General features: G+C 63.8%; 15 protein-coding genes and 1 pseudogene. 5 read left to right on the top strand and 11 right to left on the bottom strand.

From position 1 onward, the window contains the following. Nucleotides 1–104: 104 nt before the first annotated feature. The 11 genes and pseudogenes from MUG94_RS04455 to MUG94_RS04405 all read right to left on the bottom strand — a co-directional run bounded on the left by MUG94_RS04455 (nt 105) and on the right by MUG94_RS04405 (nt 12,848). Entirely contained in the window at nt 105–797 is a 693-nt protein-coding gene (locus MUG94_RS04455; protein WP_227907969.1) for a MazG nucleotide pyrophosphohydrolase domain-containing protein, read from the bottom strand. Next, nucleotides 790–1,959, bottom strand: coding sequence for an adenosine deaminase (locus MUG94_RS04450; protein WP_227907968.1), 1,170 nt, complete (start codon nt 1,957–1,959; stop codon nt 790–792). The genes MUG94_RS04455 and MUG94_RS04450 overlap by 8 nt, the downstream gene beginning before the upstream one ends. Nucleotides 1,960–2,174: 215 nt before the next feature. Then, a pseudogene (locus MUG94_RS04445) lies at nt 2,175–2,774 on the bottom strand (DedA family protein); the annotation flags it as partial. A gap of 130 nt (nt 2,775–2,904) precedes the next feature. Next, nucleotides 2,905–4,194 (bottom strand): thymidine phosphorylase, encoded by a 1,290-nt coding sequence (locus MUG94_RS04440; protein WP_227907967.1) that lies wholly within the window; start codon nt 4,192–4,194, stop codon nt 2,905–2,907. 5 nt (nt 4,195–4,199) lie between these two features. Then, nucleotides 4,200–4,613, bottom strand: coding sequence for a cytidine deaminase (locus MUG94_RS04435; protein WP_227891492.1), 414 nt, complete (start codon nt 4,611–4,613; stop codon nt 4,200–4,202). Between the two features lie 113 nt (nt 4,614–4,726). Then, the gene (locus MUG94_RS04430; RefSeq protein ID WP_227907966.1) at nt 4,727–6,016 is read right to left on the bottom strand and encodes an ABC transporter permease; all 1,290 of its coding nucleotides are present in this window, start codon (nt 6,014–6,016) and stop codon (nt 4,727–4,729) included. Next, nucleotides 6,013–7,308 (bottom strand): ABC transporter permease, encoded by a 1,296-nt coding sequence (locus tag MUG94_RS04425; protein WP_104055502.1) that lies wholly within the window; start codon nt 7,306–7,308, stop codon nt 6,013–6,015. The genes MUG94_RS04430 and MUG94_RS04425 overlap by 4 nt, the downstream gene beginning before the upstream one ends. Nucleotides 7,309–7,376: 68 nt before the next feature. Continuing rightward, entirely contained in the window at nt 7,377–8,921 is a 1,545-nt protein-coding gene (locus MUG94_RS04420; protein WP_227907965.1) for an ABC transporter ATP-binding protein, read from the bottom strand. 133 nt (nt 8,922–9,054) lie between these two features. Then, entirely contained in the window at nt 9,055–10,167 is a 1,113-nt protein-coding gene (locus MUG94_RS04415; protein WP_423724363.1) for a BMP family lipoprotein, read from the bottom strand. Between the two features lie 255 nt (nt 10,168–10,422). Beyond that, a complete protein-coding gene (locus MUG94_RS04410; RefSeq protein ID WP_227891825.1) occupies nt 10,423–11,589 on the bottom strand; it encodes an amidohydrolase in 1,167 nt (388 codons plus the stop codon). A gap of 119 nt (nt 11,590–11,708) precedes the next feature. After that, nucleotides 11,709–12,848: a mannose-1-phosphate guanylyltransferase gene (locus tag MUG94_RS04405; protein ID WP_227907964.1), complete on the bottom strand. Its 1,140-nt coding sequence runs from the start codon at nt 12,846–12,848 to the stop codon at nt 11,709–11,711. A 226-nt stretch (nt 12,849–13,074) separates the two neighbouring features. Here MUG94_RS04405 and sdhC point away from each other — a divergent pair, with 226 nt between their 5' ends. From sdhC to MUG94_RS04380, 5 genes are all read left to right on the top strand, one after another. Further along, nucleotides 13,075–13,455 (top strand): succinate dehydrogenase, cytochrome b556 subunit, encoded by a 381-nt coding sequence (gene sdhC / locus MUG94_RS04400; protein WP_227891496.1) that lies wholly within the window; start codon nt 13,075–13,077, stop codon nt 13,453–13,455. Nucleotides 13,456–13,458: 3 nt separating this feature from the next. After that, nucleotides 13,459–13,938 (top strand): succinate dehydrogenase hydrophobic membrane anchor subunit, encoded by a 480-nt coding sequence (locus MUG94_RS04395; RefSeq protein ID WP_227907963.1) that lies wholly within the window; start codon nt 13,459–13,461, stop codon nt 13,936–13,938. A 72-nt stretch (nt 13,939–14,010) separates the two neighbouring features. Beyond that, nucleotides 14,011–15,777, top strand: coding sequence for a succinate dehydrogenase flavoprotein subunit (gene sdhA, locus MUG94_RS04390; RefSeq protein WP_227891498.1), 1,767 nt, complete (start codon nt 14,011–14,013; stop codon nt 15,775–15,777). Further along, entirely contained in the window at nt 15,777–16,553 is a 777-nt protein-coding gene (locus MUG94_RS04385; protein ID WP_227891499.1) for a succinate dehydrogenase iron-sulfur subunit, read from the top strand. Before sdhA ends, MUG94_RS04385 begins: the two co-directional genes overlap by 1 nt. 90 nt (nt 16,554–16,643) lie before the next feature. Then, nucleotides 16,644–17,435 (top strand): alpha/beta hydrolase family protein, encoded by a 792-nt coding sequence (locus tag MUG94_RS04380; RefSeq protein WP_227907962.1) that lies wholly within the window; start codon nt 16,644–16,646, stop codon nt 17,433–17,435. Nucleotides 17,436–17,448: the final 13 nt, after the last annotated feature.

Raw genomic sequence — 17,448 nt, 5'->3', positions numbered from 1 at the left:
ACGGGCCACGCTGTCTGCTTCCAGCCTAGTTGAAACCGGCGCCTTAGTAAGGCCCTTGGGCGCCAATCCGACTTATACCCGGTTGCACTGAAACGCTGAACACCCTATTGCCCGGCCGTAAAGCGGCGCACTGCGGCACGCAGCGCGGCTTCCGCGTCCAGACCCTGCGCCTGCGCCTGGCGCACGACGTCGAACAGGTGGTCTCCCAGCTCGTCGGAACCCCGCCACATACGCTCCGGAGCTGGGTCCGGTGCGGCCGGCGGAACCTCTCGCCCGGCGCGCCGGGCCCGGTCCAGGGTTTTAGCCGCCAGCAAAAGCGCCGGCAGTCCTGCCGGGATACCGTCGAACGGCGAGGTCCGACCGGGTTTTTCCCTCTTCTTGACCTCATCCCAGGCGCGTTCAATTTCCTCGGGATCGTCAGTGGTTTCCGTTCTGACGGAGCCGTCCGGGGCAAAGACATGGGGATTGCGGCGGATCATCTTGGCGGTCAGGGCATCCACCACGTCCCCGATGCCAAAATGACCGGATTCTTCCTGCAGGCGGGCGTGCAGCAGAACCTGGAACAGGACGTCGCCCAGCTCTCCGGAGAGCTCATCGGCATCCTGCGGACCGGTGTGACCTGCTTCCACCGCCTCGACAACCTCGTAGGCTTCCTCGACGAGGTACTCCAGCAGGGACTCGTGCGTCAGCGCGGCCGTCCACGGGCAGCGTTCACGCAGGACGGCGATGATTCTGGCCAGGCGGGTGAACCGCCGGCCCAGGTCATCGCTGTCGCTGTTGGGCGCTGAATCAGCCACGGGCCTGGTTGAAGCCTTCCGTCACATAGGCAGCCAGCGCGTCGCGTTCTTCCAGCGGAAGGAACGCGGCGTCCACGGCGTTCATGGTGAGTTCCAGAATGTCATCCAGGTCATAGTCGAAGGCTTCGGCCAGCAGCTCGAATTCGCCGGTCAGCGTGACACCGCTCATCAGGCGGTTGTCGGTGTTCACCGTGACCTGGAAACCCGTCTGGTACAGCAGGTCGATCGGGTGGGATTCGATATCCGCGCCGAAGGAGGTGATGGCACCGGTCTGCAGGTTCGAGGAGGGGCAGATTTCCAGCGGAATCCCGCGGTCCCGGACCCAGCCGGCCACCTGTCCAATGGTCACCATGCCCACCGCGGTGTCATCTCCAAGGCCTTCTGAAGCGCTGCCGGCGTCGTCGGCATCGTCGTCGAAGTCCACCTCGATGTCCTCGGCGATCCGCACGCCGTGTCCCAGGCGCAGTGCGCGCCCGTGCACCAGGGCATCCTTGATGCTGTCCACCCCGGCAGCCTCGCCGGCATGCACAGTAACGGGGAACTGGTTCTCCGCCAGATAGGTGAAAGCGTCCGCGAAGCGGGAGGACGGGAAGCCGTCCTCTGCGCCGGCAATATCAAAGCCCACGGTTCCGTTGTGGCGGTGCCGGACGGCCAGTTCTGCAATTTCCATGCCGCGGTCGCCATGGCGCATGGCGGTGAGGAGCTGGCCCACCTGGATCAGGCGCCCCTGCGCTTCCACGACATCCACTCCAGCGTCCAGGCCGTCCTGGACCGCTTCCACGGCCTCGTCCAGGCTCAGTCCGCCCTTGAGGTGCTGCTCCGGTGCCCAGCGGATTTCGGCGTAGACCACGCCGTCGTCGGCGAGGTCCTCAACGAATTCACGGGCCACCCGCGCCAGGCCCTCACGGGTCTGCATTACGGCAATCGTGTGGTCAAACGTTTCCAGATACCGGACCAGGGAGCCCGAATCCGCGGACTCGCGGAACCACTCCCCCAGCTCCACCGGATCTGTGGAGGGCAAATCGTGTCCGGCCTGTGCGGCCAGCTCGATGATCGTTGCGGGACGCAGCCCGCCGTCAAGATGGTCGTGCAGTGAAACCTTGGGCAGGTTGCGGATGTCGAGGGTCTGGTCAGAGGCAGGAAGAAGAATAGGCTCAGTCACGGTTCCAACTCTACGTGAGCTGCGGCACTGTTCGGGGCGGGCCGCGTTCAGGGTGTTTCGGCCCGGTTTTCAGTGTCCTGCTTGGTGTCATCGGCATGCCGGGCACCCTCGGTGCCGCCATCGGTCCGGCGGGTGGTTGAAGACTGGGATGCGGTTGATGACTGGGCTGCCCGAGCCGCTTGGACACGCAAACGAGCCGCGTCCCGGTTGGTCTGCAGCGGTGTGGGGCCGCGGAGCTTGGTGATGACCCGGTCGATGATCAGGCCCAGCACCATGGCAACCGCAATGGCAACCACAACACCCAGCAGGTGATTGTCCTTGAACCAGGTGCCGGCCACTGCTCCAACGGCAACACTGTAAGCCGCCCACAGCACCGCCGACATCGCGGTCAGGCCCACAAAGAGCCGCCGCGGGAAACCGGTCGCTCCGGCGGTGAGGTTAACGACCACACGGCCGATGGGAATGAAACGGGCCACCAGAATGAGGGAGACAGCACGCTTGTCCAGCTCCCTGCGGGCCCAGACGAATCCGCGCTGCATCCGTGGTCCCCGCATCCAGCGGAAGCGTTCAATACCGATTCCCCGCCCCATCAGATAGGCGAGATTGTCGCCCAGGAAAGCGCCGCCAGCGGCTGCCGCCATCAGCAGCCAAGGGTTGGGGCCGGCGCCGGTGGCCACCAGCGCGGCCAGTCCCACCACGATGGATTCGCTCGGCACGGGCGGAAAGAATCCGTCAATCAGGCAGAAGGTAAACAGCACCAAGTAGACCCACCAAGCGTCGGCGGACGTCAGGATGAAGTTGTTAATACTGTCCATTGCGGCGCTCAGCACGTGCAGGCGTCTCTCCTCGGAATCGGTCTCTGGTACCTACAACGATGCCACCAACGCATTGGTGCCCGCCAACCCGCCGGCGGCGGGGTGGCGGGCGGTTAAGTATCCGGGACAGTCAGCTGATGCGGTCGATGATCAGCTTCTGCGCGGGACGGGACCCTTCGGGACCGATGACGACGGCGTTTTCCAAGGCTTCCTTGGCACGCTCGAATTTCTCCGGCGTATCCGTCAGCAGGGTCATGAGCGGCTGGCCGGCCCGGACCTGGGCGCCCGGCTTGGCATGCATCCGGACACCGGCGCCTGCCTGGACCGCGTCTTCCTTCCGCGCCCGTCCTGCTCCGAGCCGCCATGCGGCGACACCCACGGACAGGGCATCCAGTTCCAGCAGCACACCGTCAGCGGGTGCATAGATGGTCTCGGATTCACGTGCCTGCGGCAGTGCGGCGTCGGGGTCGCCGCCCTGAGCGGAAATCATGCGCTTCCACACGTCCATGGCACGGCCGTCCTTCAGGGCGGCTGCCGGATCGGCGTCGGGCAGGCCGGCGGCGGCCAGCATTTCCTCCGCCAGCCGCACGGTCAGTTCCACGACGTCTTCCGGGCCGCCGCCGGCCAGGACGTCCACGGATTCCTGCACCTCAATGGCGTTTCCGGCGGTGAGGCCCAGCGGCGTGGCCATGTTTGTCAGCAGTGCCACCGTGTTGACGCCGGCGTCCTTGCCCAGCGCCACCATTGTCTCGGCCAGCTCGCGGGCGTTCTCCTCGTCCTTCATGAACGCTCCGGAGCCCACCTTCACGTCCAGGATGAGCGAGCCGGTTCCCTCGGCGATCTTCTTGCTCATGATGGAGGAGGCAATCAGCGGGATGGCTTCCACCGTTCCGGTGACGTCGCGCAGTGCGTAGAGCTTCTTGTCCGCCGGGACCAGGCCCGCGCCGGCGGCGCAGATGACGGCGCCGACGTCGGCCAGCTGCTTCATCAGGTCCTCGTTGGACAGGTCGGCACGCCAGCCGGGAATGGCTTCGAGCTTGTCCAGGGTTCCGCCGGTGTGGCCCAGCCCGCGCCCGGAAAGCTGCGGAACGGCGACGCCGAAGACGGCAACCAGGGGTGCCAGCGGCAGGGTGATCTTGTCCCCCACGCCGCCGGTGGAATGCTTGTCGGTGGTCGGCTTGCCCAGGGAGGAAAAGTCCATCCGCTCCCCGGAGGCAATCATGGCTGCTGTCCACCGGGAAATCTCGGAGCGGGTCATCCCGTTGAGCAGGATGGCCATGTTCAGTGCGGCCATCTGTTCATCAGCGATGGCCCCGCGGGTGTAGGCATCGATGGTCCAGTCAATTTGTTCCGGTGACAACACGCCCCGGTCCCGCTTGATTCCAATAATGTCCACGGCGTCAAACTTCTCAGCACTCATGGTGGTTATCCTTCCAGATGTTGGGGGCCGAAGGCGTCAGGCAGGACCTGGTCCATGGTCTTGATGCCGCTGACGGTGAGCAGCTGCATGCCCGGTGCCCGGAATTCGTACAGCAGCTGCCGGCATCGGCCGCACGGCATGAGGATTTCTCCGGCGCCGTCCACGCAGACAAACGCTGCCAGGCGTCCTCCCCCGGTCATGTGCAGGGAACTGACCAGTGCGCATTCGGCGCAGAGGGTGAGACCGTAGGAGGCGTTTTCCACGTTGCACCCGGAGATGATCCGGCCGTCATCGGTGATGGCGGCCGCTCCCACCGGGTACTTCGAATAGGGAACGTAGGCGTGGGCCAGTGCCGCGCGGGCCGTCTCCGTGAGTTCGGCCCAGTCCACAGGGGCGGGGGTTTCGGTGTTTTCTGTCATGGCTTCCTCACTTGAAGCAGTTTCGCCGGTTCAGGCCGGCGGCCTTTGGTTGTGCGGGTTAAGGGAAGGCGCCCTTTCCGGCAGTAATTGCCGGAAAGGGCGCCTTCCTTTGGTCACCCCTTGATGTACGGTATGCCGCTCGCGGCAGGGCCGCGCGACTTCCCCACCACGCCGGCGACGGCGAAGATGGTCACTACGTACGGCAGCATGGCCAGGAACTGGTTCGGGACCGGGGTGCCGAGCAGGCTCAGCACCGACTGCAGGTTGGAGGCGAAGCCGAACAGCAGCGCTGCGAACAGCGCCCCGATCGGATTCCACCGTCCCAGGATGAGCGCCGCCAGGGCGATGTATCCCTGACCGGACGTCATGTCCCGGTTGAAGGAGGAGACAGCCACCAGGGTGAAGAACGCGCCGCCGACGCCGGCTACCGAGCCGGCGAGCAGGACGTTCAGGAACCGGGTGCGGTTCACGTTCACGCCCAGGGTGTCAGCTGCCTTGGGGTGCTCGCCCACTGCCCGGGTGCGCAGGCCCCATTTGGTGTGGAACAGGCCAAAGTAGATGGCTGCCACGGCAACGTACATCAGGTACCCGATCACGGACTGGTTGAACAGGATCGGGCCGATGATGGGGATATCCGCCAGCAGCGGGATCCGAATGGACGGCAGGCGCGGCGGGGAATTCCACTTGGCCGCATCCGTAGCCAGGACCGTGGAGAACAGGAAGCCCGTGAGACCGGAGACCAGCACGTTCAGGACGACGCCGACGATCACCTGGTTCACGATGTACTTGATGCTGAAGACGGCCAGCACCAGGGACACCAGCACACCGGCAACGGCTGCGGCGAAGAGTCCCACGAACGCGTTGCCGGACAGCGATCCGGCAACGGCGGCGGCAAATGCACCGAAGAGCAGCTGTCCCTCAATGGCAATGTTCACCACGCCGGAGCGTTCGCAGAGCACCCCGGAGAGTGAACCGAAGATCAGCGGGAAGGCCAGGGTGAAGGACCCCGCCAGCAGGCCGTAAAGGGCAACGCTGGGGCTGCGGGCGCTGCCGATGGACCAGGTCAGGAAGGCTGCGATGAAGAACACCGCAAACACGGCAATGAGCCAGACCGGAATGCGCTGGTACCGGCTGACCAAAACGGCTGCGTAAGCAGCCGAGGCCAGCAGAACCACCGAGGCGATCCAGCCCAGGACGGGCGCCGAGACCACGAGGTTGGGCAGCTGGATGGCTGCGTTGTCCTCGGTAAGGCGGAAGGTGACGTCGGAAGACGGCGCTGCCAGCCCGAAGAGGATGAAGCCGAGGATCGCCAGGACGCCCAGAATGATGGGTGTCTTCCAGCTCCGGATGGCCTCGGATGCGGCCGGACGGCCGGTGGAAGCGGGTGCGGTTGCGGTGCTCATGCTGCTCCTCCGGCTGCGTTGGCTTTCTTGGTGCTGCGTTTGCCGGCCGTCTTGAAGGCACCGGGCGGCGGAATGCGGAAGATGGAACGGACCAGCGGCGGTGCAGCAATGAACAGGACGATCAGCGACTGGACCACCAGCACAATGTCAATGTTGGTGCCGGTGCTGGTCTGCATGGTGACACCGCCGGCGCGGAAAGCGCCGAACAGCAGGCCTGCAGCGAACGTTCCCCACGGGGAAGAACGGCCCAGCAGCGCCACCGTGATGGCATCGAAGCCGAAGCTCGCGGCCACCCCGGAGGTCAGCACCTTCTCGGTGCCGGAGACCTGCGCGACGCCGGCGAGACCGGCCAGTGCGCCGGCAATGAGCATCACGATGACATAGCCCTTGGTGGTGCTGATGCCGGCGTTCCGCGCAGCCGCAGGGTTGGCGCCCACTGCGCGCAGTTCAAAGCCAACGGTTGAGCGGTTCAACAGCCACCAGATGAAGACTGTGGCTGCGATGGCCATGATGAAACCCCAGTGCAGGCGGAAGCCGCTGCCCAGCAGCGGCGGGAACATGGCGGTGTCGTCAAGCTGCGGGCTGATCGGGTTGGTGGATCCCGGGCGCTGGAAACCCGGAGTGGTCAGCAGGAAGAGCACCAGCTGGATCGCGATGTAGTTGAGCATGATGGTCACGATGACCTCGTGCGCGCCGGTGCGTGCCTTGAGCAGGCCGGCAATGCCGCCCCAGACTGCGCCGCCGATTGCTCCGGCGAGGATGACCACTATCAGGTGCAGGCCAACCGGCAGGTGCCAGCTGAACCCAACCCATGCGGCCAGAGTGGCGCCAATGATGATCTGGCCCTGCGCACCGATGTTGAACAGACCGGCCCGGAAGGCCAGGGCCACGCCGAGCCCGGCACAGATCAGCGGTGTTGCAACCGTCAGGGTCTGGGTCAGCGGATAGATCATCCGGGAGAAGGAATCGGCTTTAAAGTTGAAGATTGATCCCTGGAACAGGGCGGCATAGGCGCCGGAGGCAGCCGACCAGGCAGCACCCAGCAGGTCCCCGGGCCGGGAGAAGAAGTACCCCGCTGATTCGGCAACGTCCTCGTCAGTGAGCGCGATGAGCAGCCCGCCGACGATCAGCGCCATCACCACTGCCAGCACTGAAACCAGTGCGTCGCCCGTGACGATGCGGTGCAGGACCGATGCCTGCTTCTCTTCCGGGTGCAACTCTGTTTCGGGGACCGGAACGGGCGGCGGCGGCAGCGCCCCGCCTGCGGTTTCGGCAGCGGTCAGCAGCCGCATCTCTTCGGCCTCTGCTTCCTCTTTCCGATGGGCTGGTTCGCCCGGCTGCCTGTTTTTCTCCTCCGGGCTCACTGCGCCCCTCCCTTAGTCTCGCGTTCGTGCGAAAGTGCTTCGTCAGCGCGCATCCCGGCCATCATGAGGCCCAGGACATCGCGTGAGGTGTTGCCCGGGACAATTCCCATGACTTTGCCGCCGTACAGCACGGCGATGCGGTCGGCCAGTTCCAGAACCTCGTCAAGCTCGGTGGACACGATCAGAACCGGGGTCCCGCCGTCGCGCTCTGCCACGATCCGCTTGTGCAGGAACTCGATGGACCCGACGTCGACGCCGCGGGTCGGCTGGGAGGCAATGAACAGCGACAGCGGACGCGAGAGCTCACGCGCCATGACTACCTTCTGCTGGTTACCGCCCGAAAGTGTTCCCGCTGCCGCCTCGGCGGACTGGGTCCGGATATCGAACTCCTCGATCTTTTCTCCGGCGTTGGCTGCCACAACCGCCGGCCGCATGGACAACCCGCGTGCAAACGGGGCCTTGTTGTAGCGGTTGAGGATCAGGTTCTCAGCGACGGTGAAGGTGCCAACGAGGCCGTCAACGCTGCGGTCTTCGGGCACAAAGCCCACGCCGGCGTCGATAACCTGCTCAACCCTGCGTCCCACGAGTTCATTGCCGTCCAGCAGAATGGAGCCGGTGACGTGGTTCTGCAGGCCCATAATGGCCTCGGTCAGCTCGGTCTGCCCGTTGCCCTGGACGCCGGCGACGGCGAGGATCTCGCCCTTGGCAATGTCGAGGCTTACGTGGTCGACGACGGCCTGTCCGGTGTCGGAGCGCACCACCAGGTCTCGGATGGAGAAGGTGTTGGCGCCGGGCTCCGCAGGGGCCTTATTGAGGTTCAGGCTGACGGAGCGGCCCACCATCATCGAGGCCAGCTCGGTGGTCGAAGCGCTGGGAGGCGCATCACCCACCACCTTGCCGCGCCGGATCACGGTAATGACGTCGGAAACCGCCTTGACCTCACGCAGCTTGTGCGAGATGAAGACCACCGATTTCCCGTCGTCGCACAGCTGCCGCATGATGGCCAGCAGTTCGTCGGTTTCCCGCGGCGTGAGCACTGCAGTGGGCTCGTCGAGGATCAGGACTTCAGCGTCACGAATCAGCGCCTTGATGATTTCCACGCGCTGCTGCACGCCCACCGGCAGGTCTTCCACCACGGCATCGGGATCGACGTCGAACCCGTACTGGTCAGAAATCTCCCGGATACGTGTGCGGGTGGCTTCAAGGTTCAGCGTGCCGGCAAACTTGGTGCTTTCATGTCCCAGCGCCACGTTTTCCGCGACGGTGAAGACCGGCACCAGCATGAAATGCTGATGGACCATGCCGATTCCGGCCGCCATGGCGTCCCCGGGACCGGAGAAGACAACGGGTTTGCCGTTGATCAGGATCTGGCCTTCGGTGGGTTCGTAAAGGCCGTAGAGGACATTCATGAGCGTGGATTTGCCCGCGCCGTTCTCCCCGAGGAGGCTGTGGACCTGACCCGGTTCGATGACCAGGTCTATGTGGTCGTTGGCAACCAGGGTGCCGAAGCGCTTGGTGATGCCCTTGAGTTCGAGTTTCACAACCCCAACCAATCTGTTTGTGTCTGAGTGTGTGGGCTTCTCTCTATGGAGAGTACCCGGAACAGAATGAACCGCCGTCCCCCCGCTGCAACGCAGCCGGACGAACGGCGGTTCAGGTGCCGCTTACCCCTTGTTACTGGGGGCTGGCGGCAGATTCCACGGTGATCTCACCGGAGATGATCTTGGCCTTGATCTCGTCCACAGCTGACTTGACGTCGGCCGGAACGGCATCTTCCTGGTCGTGGTACGGAGCCAGTGCAACGCCGCCGTTCTCCAGGGTGCCGATGTACGGCTCAGCGTCGAAGCTGCCCTCGACGTCGGTGGTGATGACCTCTTCAACGGCTTCGCCCATGAGCTTCATGACCGAGGTCAGGATGTACTCGGTGCCCTTGTCGTTGGTCTCGAAACCGTCGGAGTCAACCCAGATGACCTTGTTGTTGCCGCCGTTTGCATTGGCTTCGACAATGGCGTCCAGGGTGCCGTCGCCAACGGGGCCGGCAACCGGCATGATGATGTCGGCGCCCTCGTTGAGGAAGCTCTGGGTGGTGGTCTTACCGGCCACGGTATCCGTGAAGTTACCCACGAAGGATCCGGTCTGATCGGCCTTGTTCCAGCCCAGCAGCGCTACATCGGCGTCGTTCTGCTCGTTGTAGTACTCCACGCCGTCGGCGAAGCCGTCCATGAAGATGGTTACGGTGGGGATGTTGATGCCGCCGTAGGTGGCCACCTTGCCGGTTTCGGAGGTGCCGGCCGCTACGTAGCCGGCCAGGAAGGCAGCTTCTGCCGTGTCGTAGATGATCGGCTTGACGTTGTCCAGCTCGATGCTGTTGTCATCAACGATGGCGAAGTTCCGGTCCGGGTTCGCCTCCGCGACGGACTTCGTGGCATCCGCCAGCAGGAAGCCGACCGTTACCGTGAGGTTGCAGCCTTCGCTGATCATGGAGTCCAGGTTCGGAAGGAAGTCAGTCTCGGACTGGGACTGGGCTTCGCGGACCGTGACGCCCAGATCCTTCTCTGCAGCCTTCAGACCCTCATAGCTGGACTGGTTGAACGAGCGGTCATCAAAGCCGCCCTCATCGGAAACGATGCAGGCGGTGAAGTCGCTGTTCGCGCTGCCCGCGGCCTCGGAGGAGCTGTCCTCTTCTTCGGGGGCGGCGCCGCAGCCGGAGAGCAGGAGCGCCGAAACGCCCAGCATGGCGGCGGAAACGCCGGCGTTGCGCTTGAAGCTGCGCGGGAAGTTCTTCAATGTTCCTCCAGGAAAGAAAATGGGGTCCACACACAGAGTCACTCTGTTCCTGCCCGCTCCAGGGAGAAGCGGGGCATCGCGTGGCGCAGCGCTCCGTCCATCGGTGGATCGCGGCAAGGCCATCCTATGTCCTGCAACACACACCGTGATGCAAATAACGCTCAGGGGATGAATTTGTTTACATGTTGTTATTATTTGCAAGCAAATGACGCGATACGTCTGCCGGGCAGGTGCAACAAGGGGGCCAGCCTGGGGCTAGTGCCGCAATCTCCGCGCAGCCCGTACCGCGGCCGCTGCCATCACGCTGACGCCGGTGCTGATTGCCAGCTCATCAGGGTCGTAGTCGCCGCGGTGCAGGTCATAGGTTTCGCCGCCGGGCGTGCGCGTCCCCAGCCGCATCAGAGCACCGGGCACGGCCTGCGTCATCCAGGCGAAGTCCTCGCCGCCCATAGACTGCGGCGCCAGGACGATGGAGTCCTCCCCCAGTTCCGCGCGTGCTGCGACCTCGATCAGGCTCGTCTCCGCGTCAGTATTAATGACCGGCGGCACGCCCCGGGTGTGTTCCAGCGTCACATCCACGCCGAAGGGCGCAGCTATCTGGCGGACGACGTCGTCCAGCAGTTCCCCGGCTGCGTACCAGGCTTCAGCGTCCAGGCAGCGCATGGTTCCGGCCATAAAGCCGTGCGCGGGAATGGCGTTGGGCGCGGAGCCGGCATGCATTTGGCCCCAGACAACCGACACTCCGCTGCGCACATCGATGCGGCGGGACAGCACGGCGGGGACGCTGACGGCGATCTCCGCCAGTGCAAAGACGAGGTCCTCGGTGAGGTGCGGCCGGGAGGTGTGGCCGCCGCGGCCGGTCAGTTCAATGCGGATGGTGTCCGATGCCGAGGTAATGGCCCCAATCCGGGTGCCCACCTGCCCAACGTCGATCCGCGGATCGCAGTGCAGCGCCAGGATCCGAGGCATCCCTTCCAGGACACCTTGTTTGATGACGCCCAGCGCACCGCCGGGCATGACCTCTTCAGCGGGCTGAAAAACAATCCGGACCCGTCCGCCGAGGGCTCCCGCGTCGTTGAGCTTGGCCAGGATCTGCGCCACGCCCACCATCACCGTGGTGTGGATGTCATGGCCACAGGCATGGGTGATGCCGGTGTTGACGGACGCGTACGGCAGTCCGGTCTCCTCGAGCACCGGCAGCGCGTCAATGTCGGCACGCAGGCCAATCAGCAGCGGCCCGTCCCCGATGTCCACGTAGGCACCCGTGCCTTCCAGCCGGACCGGGTGCAGGCCTGCCGCTTCCAGAGCCTCAACGATGCGGTCCGTCGTGCGAAATTCCTTCGTCGACAATTCCGGGTGCTGGTGAAGGTCCCGGCGGAACGCGATCAGCTCACCCAGAATCGGTGCGACGCTCCCCCGCATGGAGGGTACCGATGAACTGTTCAGTGGGATTGTAGACACATTTTCTAGGGTAGCCACTGAGGCTCCTGTTACGGGAACCGTGTGACGATGTTCTGTGTTACGCGTCCAAATGAAGCCCGTTACAGGACGTCGGTGTCCCCGCTGGCCTTCAGATGCTCCACGGCCTTTTTTACTTCCTGGGCATGTTCCTTGGTGGTGACCAGCAACGCGTCCTGGGTGTCGACGATGACAACATCCTCTATGCCGATCAGGGCGATTACCCGCTTGGTGTCCGACACCACGATTCCTGAGGCATTCTCCGAGTAAACCCGAGCGCCTTCACCCATCACGGTGAGGTCGCTGTTTTCCTCTGCTGGGTTCAGGCGGCCGATTGCGGCGAAGTCTCCGACGTCGTCCCAATTAAAGATGCCCGGGATCATGGCGACATCGCCGGCAGCCGCTGCGGGCTCCGCTACGGCGTAATCAATCGCGATCTTGGGCAGCGTGGGCCAGACCCGGCGCACCACTTCACGCCGCTTCGGAGTGTCCCAAGCCTCGGCTATCTCCATCAGGCCGATGTAGAGTTCCGGCTCGTTCGCTTCCAGGTGCTTGAGCATCAGGTCCACCGGCGCCACGAACATTCCTGCGTTCCAGCTGTAATGCCCGTTCTTCAGGTAGGTCCGCGCCACCTCTTCCGAGGGCTTCTCCACGAATTCAACGACCGAGTGCGCACTCGGCGCCCCTGCAATCTCCAGCGGATCACCTGCACGGATGTACCCGAATCCGGTGGCGGCGTGGGTGGGGTGGATGCCGATCGTGACGATGAACCCCTGCGCTGCAGTGTGGATCGCCTCCCGCACCGCGTCCTGGAAGACGTCCACCGGTGCAATGACCTGGTCCGCCGCAAAGGAACCCATGATGATGTGCGGATCCCTTTTAAAGAGGATGGCTGCCGCGAGCCCGATGGCCGCAGCAGAATCCTTGGGCTCCAGCTCCAGAACAAGGTTTTCATTGGAGATCTCGGGAAGTTGCTTGCGCACCGCCTGGCGGTGCAGCGTACCGGTCACCACCATGACGCGGTCACCGCTGAGCGGACGCAGACGGTCATAGGTGGCCCGGATCAGTGTGGACCCCGACCCTGTCAGGTCGTGGAGAAACTTGGGGGCAGCGGCCCGGGACAGCGGCCACAGGCGCGTGCCAACTCCGCCCGCAGGAATGACGCCGTAAAAGCGGTCGAAGTCCGCTGCGGAAGGATCAGGGTTTGTCGGTTCGGTATTCATCAGAGCCAAGATTAGCCGACGGCGCCCGGTGCAGCCCGGAGTGACGCTCGGAGTCCGCAGTCATCAGTGTCACGCAGTGTAACGAGGGTCACATGATAGGGCCACCTAAATTGAAAGCGCCCAGCGGGGGACCTAGATTATGCTTGAGCTTATATTGCTGTCGCACCGGCGTCATCACTGCGTGGAAAACACGCCAGCGCCGCTGCGTCGCAGGGAGGAAAATTCAGTGTCGAAGTTACCAGCAGGCACGCTCTACCGCGGCCGTGAAGGCCAGTGGTCGTGGGTTGCACACCGTATTACCGGCGTGGTGATCTTCTTCTTCCTTTTGGTCCACGTTTTGGATACCTCACTGGTGCGTGTTTCACCGGAGGCCTACAACGTGGTGATCGGTTCATACAAGAACCCCATCATGGGCCTCGGCGAGATCGGCCTCGTCGCCGCCATCGTGTTCCACGCCTTTAACGGCGTGCGTGTGATCCTGATTGACTTCTGGAAGAAGGGCCCCAAGTACCAGCGCCAGATGCTGTGGAGCGTCGTCGGCCTGTGGGCGGTCACCATGATCGTTTTCTCCGTTCGTACCCTTCCCATCATTTTCGGGGGTCACTAAGCCATGAGTACATCAACCAACGAAGCCGTCTCCGTCGAGGCTCCGCGCTCCGGCCGAATCGCCCCCAAGTACGCGCGCACTGCGGGTGGAAAAGGCAACTTCGAGATGATCGCATGGCTGTTCATGCGCATCTCCGGTGCCCTCCTCATCGTGCTGATCTTCACCCACCTCTTCGTCAACCTCATGGTGGGCGACGGCGTCAAGGCCATTGACTTTGGTTTTGTTGCCGGCAAGTGGGCGAGCCCGCTTTGGCAGGTCTGGGACCTGGTCATGCTTTGGCTGGCCATGCTCCACGGAACCAACGGTGTCCGCGTGATCATCAACGACTACGCAGACAAGAACTCCACCCGGATGGCGCTGAAGACCATCCTCTACGTTGCATCCGTCGTGATCATTGTGCTCGGCACCCTGGTGATTTTCACCTTTGATCCGTGCCCCGCCGGCGCCCCCGCCGACCTGATCGCGGACTTCTGCAAGGCCTAGCCGCAGGTCCGCCCCTTACTTGGACGGACTCCACAAAAAGTTTTCTCAGTTTCAACAGAAAGAGCATCTGGTATGCAGGTCCATAAGTACGACGTCGTCATCGTCGGCGCCGGCGGCGCCGGTATGCGTGCCGCCATTGAATCCGGCCAGCGCGCACATACGGCGGTACTGACCAAGCTGTACCCCACCCGATCGCACACCGGTGCGGCACAGGGCGGCATGTGCGCAGCACTGGCCAACGTCGAAGAAGACAACTGGGAATGGCACACCTTTGACACCGTCAAGGGCGGTGACTACCTGGTGGACCAGGATGCAGCCGAGGTCATGGCCAAAGAAGCCATCGACGCCGTGCTGGACCTGGAAAAGATGGGCCTGCCCTTCAACCGCACGCCCGAGGGCCGCATTGACCAGCGGCGCTTCGGCGGCCACACCCGCGACCACGGCAAGGCACCGGTCCGCCGTGCCTGCTACGCGGCTGACCGCACCGGCCACATGATTCTGCAGACGCTGTACCAAAACTGCGTCAAGCACAACGTGGAGTTCTACAACGAGTACTACGTTCTGGACCTCCTGACCGTTACGGACAGCTTCGGGCAGAAGCGCGTTGCCGGCGTCGTCTCCTACGATCTGGCCAGCGGCGAACTGCACGTCTTCCAGGCCAAGTCCGTGGTGTTCGCCTCCGGCGGCGCGGGCAAGGTCTTCAAGACCACCTCCAACGCACACACCCTCACCGGTGACGGCATGGGCATCGCGTTCCGCCGCGGCATCCCCCTGGAAGACATGGAGTTCTTCCAGTTCCATCCGACAGGCCTCGCAGGCCTGGGCATCCTGCTTTCCGAAGCAGCACGCGGCGAAGGCGCCATCCTGCGCAACTCCGAGGGTGAGCGCTTCATGGAGCGCTACGCCCCCACCATCAAGGACCTTGCTCCCCGTGACATCGTGGCCCGCTCCATGGCCAACGAGGTCCGCGAGGGCCGCGGCTGCGGCCCGAACAAGGACTACGTCCTGTTGGACCTGACGCACCTGGAACCGGCGCACATTGACGCCAAGCTCCCGGACATCACGGAGTTTGCCCGCACTTACCTCGGTGTGGAGCCCTACACTGAGCCGGTGCCGGTGTTCCCCACCGCGCACTACGCGATGGGCGGCATCCCGACCAACATCAAGGCCGAAGTCCTCCAGGACAACGACACCGTGATCCCGGGCCTGTACGCAGCCGGTGAAGTGGCCTGTGTCTCCGTGCACGGCTCCAACCGCTTGGGCACCAACTCCCTGCTGGACATCAACGTTTTCGGCAAGCGCGCCGGCATTTACGCCGCCGAGTATGCCCTGAGCGCTGATTTCGTGGACCTGCCGGAAAACCCGGAAGCCACCACGATCGAGCTGCTGGACATGGTCCGCAACTCCGAGGGAACCGAGCGGGTTGCGGAAATCCGCCGGGACCTGCAGAACACCATGGATGCCAACATGCAGGTGTTCCGCACCGCAGACACGCTGAACCAGGTGCTGACCGACATTGCCTCGCTCGAAGAGCGGTACAAGAAGATCAGCGTCCAGGACAAGGGCAAGCGCTTCAATCTGGACCTGCTGGAAGCCGTGGAACTGGGCTTCCTGCTGGAACTCGCCAAGGTCATGACCGTGGCAGCGCTGCACCGCGAGGAATCACGCGGCGGACACTTCCGTGAGGACTTCCCCGAGCGTGACGACGAGAATTTCATGAAGCATTCGATGGCGTACAAGGTTGATGAAGCCGCCAATGACGAGCACACCGCCGGCATTCGGCTGGACACCAAGCCGGTCGTCTTCACGCGCTACGAGCCGATGGTGAGGAAGTACTAATGACAACGGAAATCGCGGAGCCTGCCTCCAAGATCGAACTCCCGGAATCTGTGGGCGGGGACATCCCCTCGTTCGAGATCACGCTCAAGGTCCGCCGCTACAACCCCGAGGTATCTGACGAAGGATACTGGGACGAGTGGAAGCTGACCATGTACGGCACGGACCGCGTGCTGGACGCCCTGCACAAGGTCAAGTGGGAGCATGACGGTTCCGTCTCCTTCCGCCGCTCCTGCGCCCACGGTGTCTGCGGCTCCGATGCCATGCGCATCAACGGCCGCAACCGGCTGGCCTGCAAGACCTTGCTGAAGGACCTGGACACGTCCAAGCCCATCCTCGTGGAGCCCATCAAGGGTCTCCCCGTGGAGAAGGACCTGATCGTGGACATGGAACCGTTCTTCCAGTCCTACCGTGAAATCATGCCGTTCCTGATCACCAAGGGCCACGAGCCCACCAAGGAACGCCTGCAGTCCGCGGAAGACCGGGAACGGTTCGACGACACCACCAAGTGCATCCTTTGCGCTGCGTGCACGTCTTCCTGCCCGGTGTTCTGGACCGACGGCCAGTACTTCGGCCCGGCTGCCATTGTGAATGCCCACCGCTTCATCTTCGACTCGCGTGACGACGCCGGAGACATGCGCCTGGAAATCCTTAATGACAAGGAAGGCGTGTGGCGCTGCCGCACCACGTTCAACTGCTCGGAAGCATGCCCCCGCGGCATTCAGGTGACCAAGGCAATTGCCGAGGTCAAGCAGGCCATCCTGAGCCGCTCCGTCTAGCAGTTCCGTTTCGCCGCCGGAGGCGGCGTCTGGCAGCCCGAAAGGGCAGCCGGACGCCGCCTCCGTCCATTTGATGTATAGGTTGTTTCCATGCCCGTATTCGAGTCCGTGTCTTTTCCCGGCGTCAACAACACCACCCTTGCCGGCACCCTTGATCTGCCCGACGGCGAGGTCCGCGCCTGGGCGGTGTTCTGCCACGGCTTCACACTGGGCAAGAACAGTGCCGCCGCATCACGCATCTCCAAGGCCCTCGCCGGGCACGGCATCGGGGTCCTGCGCTACGATGCGGCCGGACTGGGCGGCTCCAGCGGAGCATGGGAAGACGGAACGTTCAGCACTAAGGTGGCTGATGTCCGCAGCGCCGTGGCATTTATGCGCGGTGAGGGACGGAAGGCTTCGCTGCTGATCGGCCATTCCTTGGGCGGAGCAGCCGTCCTGGCCGCGGCGGGGAACCTTCCGGACGTCGACGCCGTCGTCACGATCGCTGCTCCCTTCCAGCCCTCCCATGTGGTTCACCTGTTCGAACATGAGAGGGACACCATCCTGCAGGAGGGTTCGGCGCAGGTGGACCTGGGCGGACGGAACATGGAGATCAGGGAAGAGCTGATGAGCGACCTCGAGTCCCATGACCTGACCGGGTGCATCAGGGAACTGCACCGTCCCCTGCTCGTGATGCATTCCCCCACCGACAACACTGTGGGCATCGACAATGCCAGCGAGATCTTCTCCACCGCACGCCACCCCCGCAACTTCATTTCCCTGGAGGGCAGCGACCATCTGATGGTGGACCGTGGCCAAACCAGCCGGGCCGCGGACATCATTGCAGCCTGGTCCGCCGTCTACCTGACCGGCGGAGGAAGCACAGCAGCTGAAGAAGATTGACCCTCAGCGGGAG

Source organism: Arthrobacter gengyunqii (assembly GCF_023022985.1).
Classification (GTDB): domain Bacteria; phylum Actinomycetota; class Actinomycetes; order Actinomycetales; family Micrococcaceae; genus Arthrobacter_B; species Arthrobacter_B gengyunqii.
This window is presented reverse-complemented; position numbering and strand designations above follow the sequence as displayed.

What these genes read in the sequence shown, in the direction of transcription:
- MUG94_RS04395 (WP_227907963.1), top strand. Translation starts at nt 13,459, where the DNA reads ATGAGTACATCAACCAACGAAGCCGTCTCCGTCGAGGCTCCGCGCTCC.
- MUG94_RS04430 (WP_227907966.1), bottom strand. Translation starts at nt 6,016, where the DNA reads ATGAGCACCGCAACCGCACCCGCTTCCACCGGCCGTCCGGCCGCATCC.
- MUG94_RS04385 (WP_227891499.1), top strand. Translation starts at nt 15,777, where the DNA reads ATGACAACGGAAATCGCGGAGCCTGCCTCCAAGATCGAACTCCCGGAA.
- MUG94_RS04425 (WP_104055502.1), bottom strand. Translation starts at nt 7,308, where the DNA reads ATGCGGCTGCTGACCGCTGCCGAAACCGCAGGCGGGGCGCTGCCGCCG.
- MUG94_RS04380 (WP_227907962.1), top strand. Translation starts at nt 16,644, where the DNA reads ATGCCCGTATTCGAGTCCGTGTCTTTTCCCGGCGTCAACAACACCACC.
- sdhA (WP_227891498.1), top strand. Translation starts at nt 14,011, where the DNA reads ATGCAGGTCCATAAGTACGACGTCGTCATCGTCGGCGCCGGCGGCGCC.
- MUG94_RS04410 (WP_227891825.1), bottom strand. Translation starts at nt 11,589, where the DNA reads ATGCGGGGGAGCGTCGCACCGATTCTGGGTGAGCTGATCGCGTTCCGC.
- MUG94_RS04435 (WP_227891492.1), bottom strand. Translation starts at nt 4,613, where the DNA reads ATGACAGAAAACACCGAAACCCCCGCCCCTGTGGACTGGGCCGAACTC.
- MUG94_RS04440 (WP_227907967.1), bottom strand. Translation starts at nt 4,194, where the DNA reads ATGAGTGCTGAGAAGTTTGACGCCGTGGACATTATTGGAATCAAGCGG.
- MUG94_RS04405 (WP_227907964.1), bottom strand. Translation starts at nt 12,848, where the DNA reads ATGAATACCGAACCGACAAACCCTGATCCTTCCGCAGCGGACTTCGAC.